Raw genomic sequence first — 4,871 nt, 5'->3', positions numbered from 1 at the left:
TTTTGCATCTGTTTACAATTCGCGTCCGCCTTCGATTTGACCGCGGATATTTTCCATCAATCGGTCGAGCATGGCGCTCATCTCCGCGCAGTTTTTGAGCTGGCGGGAGATTTCCTGATAATCTTCGCTGTCCTCCAAGCCTTTTTTGTAGCGCAGCTTGTGTTCCAAACTTGCCCAGAAATCCATGGCAATCGTGCGTAGCTGAACTTCTACGCGCATTCGTCTTGTCTCATTGCGCAGAAAAATCGGCACTTCAACGATGAGATGCAGACTCCGATAGCCGTTTGGCTTTGGATTCTGAATGTAATCCTTTCGCTCGATGAGCGTAATATCATCCTGCCGCAGCAGGGCATCCGCCAGAGAGTAAATATCCTCTGGGAAGGAGCAAATAACGCGGACACCGGCGATGTCGTTGAGATTGTCTTCTATGGCACTCAAAGTCAGCGGCAGATTGCGCCGCTGCAATTTTTCAAAAATGCTTTCTGGACTTTTGAGGCGTGTTTTGATGGATTCAATCGGGTTGTTCTCTCGATTTAACGATAACTGGACGTCCAGCACGCGGAATTTGGTCTCGATTTCCATAATCGCGCAGCGATAATAGGACATCAGCTGCTTGAACGGGTCAAGAGAGGGGTCTGCCTGTGCTGGCGGTACAGGGATTAACTGGGTACTCCATTCCGATTTGATCTCGGACATGCTCTATCATTCCTATCTATTTCTGTCAAATTTTGTTGTTGGTATTAGTATACTATTCTCGTGAGAATGCGTCAACGACAAACAAATGACTAAACTGTAACAAGACTGTAAATGTTTCCCTTATCCCAGAATACCAAGATGCTCCAGCAAAATCTTACATCCGATGGCGATTAACACAATGCCGCCGATTACTTCTGCGCGGGATTTGTAGCGCGTGCCGAACACGTGGCCGATCTTGATGCCAATCGCAGACAGCACAAACGTGGTGCAGCCGATAAATGTCACGGCGGGCAGAACCGAAACCTGCAAAAAGGCAAAAGTGATGCCGACCGCCAGCGCGTCAATGCTCGTGGCAATGGCCAGCGGAAGCATCGTCAAAAACGAGAAGGAATCGTTGAGCTGCTCGGCTTCGCCGCGAGACTCTTTTATCATATTGGCACCGATCAGGGCGAGCAGAACAAAGGCGATCCAGTGGTCAATGCTTGTGATATATTGCTGGAACTGACTGCCAAGCAGATAGCCGATGAGCGGCATCAAAAACTGAAAGCCGCCAAAGTACAAACCGGCGGTACAGGCGTGCGAAAATTTTAGCTGCCGCACGGACAGCCCCTTACAGACGGACACGGCGAAGGCATCCATAGATAAGCCGACCGCGAGGACAAATAAATCCAGAAAACTCATGTGCAACACTCCTTTTGTTGAATGAATACGGAATAACGGGTGTTTTGTCGCAGAAAAAGGGCATAGAAAAAGACGAGTCCCTATCTGCGTACAAAAAAACAGATAAGTCTCGTCATTTAAAACAAAGCCAGAAGCTGCCGCTTCAGTATGTTGACTTGGTTACGCTGCGCGCTGACTACTCCCTTATATGAATGGTACGATACCACAAATCGGAACATGTGTCAAGTATCGGAAAAAAGCAGAAAAAATCAGATACTTTTCTTGTTTTCTTGTATAATTGGATATTGTCAATGGAAATTATTGATGGTATACTAAACATAGTATAGAGACGCGCTGCTGGTATGAGTCGAAGCGGCAGCGCGCCGGCAAACAGCATTTTTTCTTTATGATGATGGGAGCAAAGATGAATTACCGTAGAGACAAATTGGAACGGCTTGCCAGAGTTGCCCACCTTTATTATGAGGAAGACAAGACGCAGGGGGAGATTGCCGAACTCATGTGCGTTTCCCGCCCGCTGGTCAGCCGTATGCTCAATGAAGCACGAAACCTTGGCATTGTAGAAATCCGTGTGCATTCGCCTGCTCGCAGCGCAGAATCGCTGGCGGAACACTTGTGCCGAACCTATGGATTGCGCAGCAGTATGTTGGTAGCCGAGGAAGAATCGGATGATATTACCAATTATACCATGGCAAAACGCTTGTTGACATATATTGAAGAACAGAAACCGGCCGTTGTCGGTGTCGGATGGGGCACGGTAATTGGCATCGCAGCGAAGATGTTGGAGCGCGTGCCGGTGCACCACAATTCTATCCAGACGCTTTGTCCGCTGCTCGGCAACAGCAATGTGCTGTTGCGGCAGTACCACTCGGATGAAAACGTCCGAATGCTCGCGGAAGCCTATGATGCACAGCCGGTCTTTTTACATGCACCTGCCTATTATTCCTGCGAAGCGGATGCAAAAATGATGCGGGAGACGAAACAGTATCAAAATGTTGTCAATCAGTGGGAAAAACTGGATTTGGCGATTATAGAAATTCATGACGACTCGATTATTGAGAAAACCGGTTATCTGGGACAGGAAGAAGCTGTCGGCTATGCGGCGGGGTATGGTGTTGATGTAAAGGGAAAAATCATTCCTCAGGCGTACAACATTATGCGCATTCCGCTGGAGATGCTGGAGCGCTGCCGCCGCGTCATCGGCATTTGTGCAGCAGGCACCAGTGTACAGGCAGTCGATGGTATTTTGCGTTCCGGTCTCATCACAGATGTGCTGGCGCAGGATGCGATGGCGGAGCTGCTTTTACGAGAAACAGAATAACATGCAGCGATTCTTGTTCCGATGCAGGGACGGGAATCGCTGTTTTTTCTTTGTGTGCTGGAATAAAAAATAGTAAAATGATGGTAAGATGCTGTGGAAGGTTTGGACTGGTTTGTTCCGGAAAATCCGTGAAACCCATGTTTTTCTGCTTGAAACGTTGCAAATAGTTGACAAATTTTTTGGTGCATGGTAAACTTATTGACAGATGAAACGAAATTTTTCTGCGGCATTCGGAACGAGCAGAATGGCTGCACTTGCTGATGACTTGGTTCGTAACAGGTTGTCAGCTTTTTTTCTCAAAAATAAGGAAAAGTTTTGGTTCAATTGAAGCGTTTTCTTCCAATCGGGAAGAAAAAAATCTGTTTCAGGAAAGGATAAAAATTATGCTTTATTCCGCAGAAGTGGAAAACATGTGTCCGGTTGCTAAGGGCGCATACCATGGTCCGGCTCCGATCCCGCAGGAGGGCAAGTGGACGCAGGCAATGGAAATCAAGGACATCAGCGGTCTGACCCACGGTGTCGGCTGGTGTGCTCCGGAGCAGGGCGCCTGTAAGCTGACCCTGAACGTCAAGGAAGGCATCATCGAGGAAGCTCTCGTTGAGACCATCGGATGTTCGGGTATGACCCATTCCGCAGCTATGGCATCTGAGATCCTGCCGGGCAAGACCCTGCTGGAAGCTCTGAACACCGATCTGGTATGTGACGCGATCAACGTAGCAATGCGTGAGCTGTTCCTCCAGATCGTATACGGCCGCACCCAGACTGCATTCTCTGAGAACGGCCTGCCGATCGGCGCTGGTCTGGAAGATCTGGGCAAGGGTCTGAGAAGCCAGGTAGGTACCATGTACGGCACCAAGGCTAAGGGCACCCGTTATCTGGAAATGGCAGAGGGCTATGTTACCCGTCTGGCTCTGGACAAGGACAATCTGGTTATCGGCTATGAGTTCATCCATCTGGGCAAGATGATGGAGCAGATCCGCAAGGGCGTTGAGCCGGCGGAAGCTATGGCTAAGAACACCAGCACCTACGGCCGCTTCGCTGAGGGTGTCAAGTTCATCGACCCGCGTGCAGAGTAAGGAGGACACAGTATCATGGCTTTGTTTGAAAGTTACGAAAGAAGAATTGATAAGATCAATGGCGTCCTCGCTGAGTACGGCATTTCCAGCGTAGAGGAATGTGCTGAAATCTGCAAGGAAAAGGGCATTGATCCGGCTGCAACCGTTCGTTCTGTACAGCCGATCGCATTTGAGAACGCTTGCTGGGCTTACACGGTAGGTGCTGCAATCGCAATCAAGAAGGGCGTAAAGTCCGCACCGGAGGCTGCTGAGGCAATCGGTATCGGCCTGCAGGCATTCTGCATCCCGGGTTCTGTTGCTGACGACCGTAAGGTTGGTCTGGGCCACGGCAATCTGGCAGCTATGCTGCTGCGCGAGGAGACCAAGTGCTTCGCATTCCTGGCAGGCCACGAGTCCTTCGCTGCTGCTGAGGGCGCTATCGGTCTGGCTCGTTCCGCTAACAAGGCTCGTAAGGAGCCGCTGCGCGTTATCCTGAACGGCCTGGGCAAGGACGCTGCACAGATCATCTCCCGTATCAACGGCTTTACTTACGTACAGACTAAGTTTGATTACTACACTGGCGAGCTGAAGATCGTCAAGGAGATCGCTTACTCTGACGGCGAGCGTGCGAAGGTTCGTTGCTTCGGTGCAGACGACGTTCGTGAGGGCGTTGCTATCATGCATCACGAGAGCGTTGACGTTTCCATCACTGGTAACTCCACCAACCCGACTCGTTTCCAGCATCCGGTTGCAGGCACCTACAAGAAGGAATGCATCCAGCTGGGCAAGAAGTACTTCTCCGTTGCATCCGGCGGCGGCACTGGCCGTACCCTGCATCCGGACAACATGGCAGCAGGTCCGGCTTCTTACGGCATGACCGATACCATGGGTCGTATGCATTCTGATGCACAGTTCGCAGGTTCTTCTTCTGTACCGGCTCACGTAGAGATGATGGGCTTCCTCGGCATGGGCAACAACCCGATGGTTGGCGCTTCCGTTGCTGTTGCAGTAGACGTAAACGCTGCACTGAACGGCTAATACATACGAGAAAATTCTCGATTTTTAGCTGAAAATAGCATAATTAAAGGGCTTTCCGATGCATTTCGGAAAGCCCCTTTTTT

At 50.2% G+C, this 4,871-nt stretch carries 5 protein-coding genes; 3 read left to right on the top strand and 2 right to left on the bottom strand.

The features are described 5' to 3' along the window. Window positions 1-12: 12 nt before the first annotated feature. Entirely contained in the window at window positions 13-696 is a 684-nt protein-coding gene (locus ACR0P9_RS07645; RefSeq protein ID WP_432618879.1) for a GTP pyrophosphokinase, read from the bottom strand. A gap of 120 nt (window positions 697-816) precedes the next feature. After that, entirely contained in the window at window positions 817-1,383 is a 567-nt protein-coding gene (locus tag ACR0P9_RS07640; protein WP_432618877.1) for a manganese efflux pump MntP, read from the bottom strand. A 397-nt stretch (window positions 1,384-1,780) separates the two neighbouring features. Between ACR0P9_RS07640 and ACR0P9_RS07635 the strand changes: the two genes are divergently transcribed. From ACR0P9_RS07635 to ACR0P9_RS07625, 3 genes are all read left to right on the top strand, one after another. Next, window positions 1,781-2,695: a sugar-binding transcriptional regulator gene (locus ACR0P9_RS07635; protein ID WP_432618875.1), complete on the top strand. Its 915-nt coding sequence runs from the start codon at window positions 1,781-1,783 to the stop codon at window positions 2,693-2,695. A 383-nt stretch (window positions 2,696-3,078) separates the two neighbouring features. Further along, window positions 3,079-3,771: an iron-sulfur cluster assembly scaffold protein gene (locus ACR0P9_RS07630; RefSeq protein ID WP_216469479.1), complete on the top strand. Its 693-nt coding sequence runs from the start codon at window positions 3,079-3,081 to the stop codon at window positions 3,769-3,771. A 15-nt stretch (window positions 3,772-3,786) separates the two neighbouring features. Then, a complete protein-coding gene (locus tag ACR0P9_RS07625) occupies window positions 3,787-4,788 on the top strand; it encodes a GGGtGRT protein (protein WP_432618873.1) in 1,002 nt (333 codons plus the stop codon). The last annotated feature ends 83 nt before the right edge of the window (window positions 4,789-4,871 follow it).

Source organism: Butyricicoccus sp. (genome assembly GCF_050872565.1).
Classification (GTDB): domain Bacteria; phylum Bacillota; class Clostridia; order Oscillospirales; family Butyricicoccaceae; genus Butyricicoccus_A.
The sequence above is the reverse complement of the archived record's forward strand: the minus strand, read 5'-3'. Positions and strand labels throughout refer to the sequence as shown.

Excerpts from the sequence above, each read along its gene's own strand:
- ACR0P9_RS07645 (WP_432618879.1), bottom strand. The coding sequence starts at position 696 with ATGTCCGAGATCAAATCGGAATGGAGTACCCAGTTAATCCCTGTACCG.
- ACR0P9_RS07635 (WP_432618875.1), top strand. The coding sequence starts at position 1,781 with ATGAATTACCGTAGAGACAAATTGGAACGGCTTGCCAGAGTTGCCCAC.
- ACR0P9_RS07630 (WP_216469479.1), top strand. The coding sequence starts at position 3,079 with ATGCTTTATTCCGCAGAAGTGGAAAACATGTGTCCGGTTGCTAAGGGC.
- ACR0P9_RS07625 (WP_432618873.1), top strand. The coding sequence starts at position 3,787 with ATGGCTTTGTTTGAAAGTTACGAAAGAAGAATTGATAAGATCAATGGC.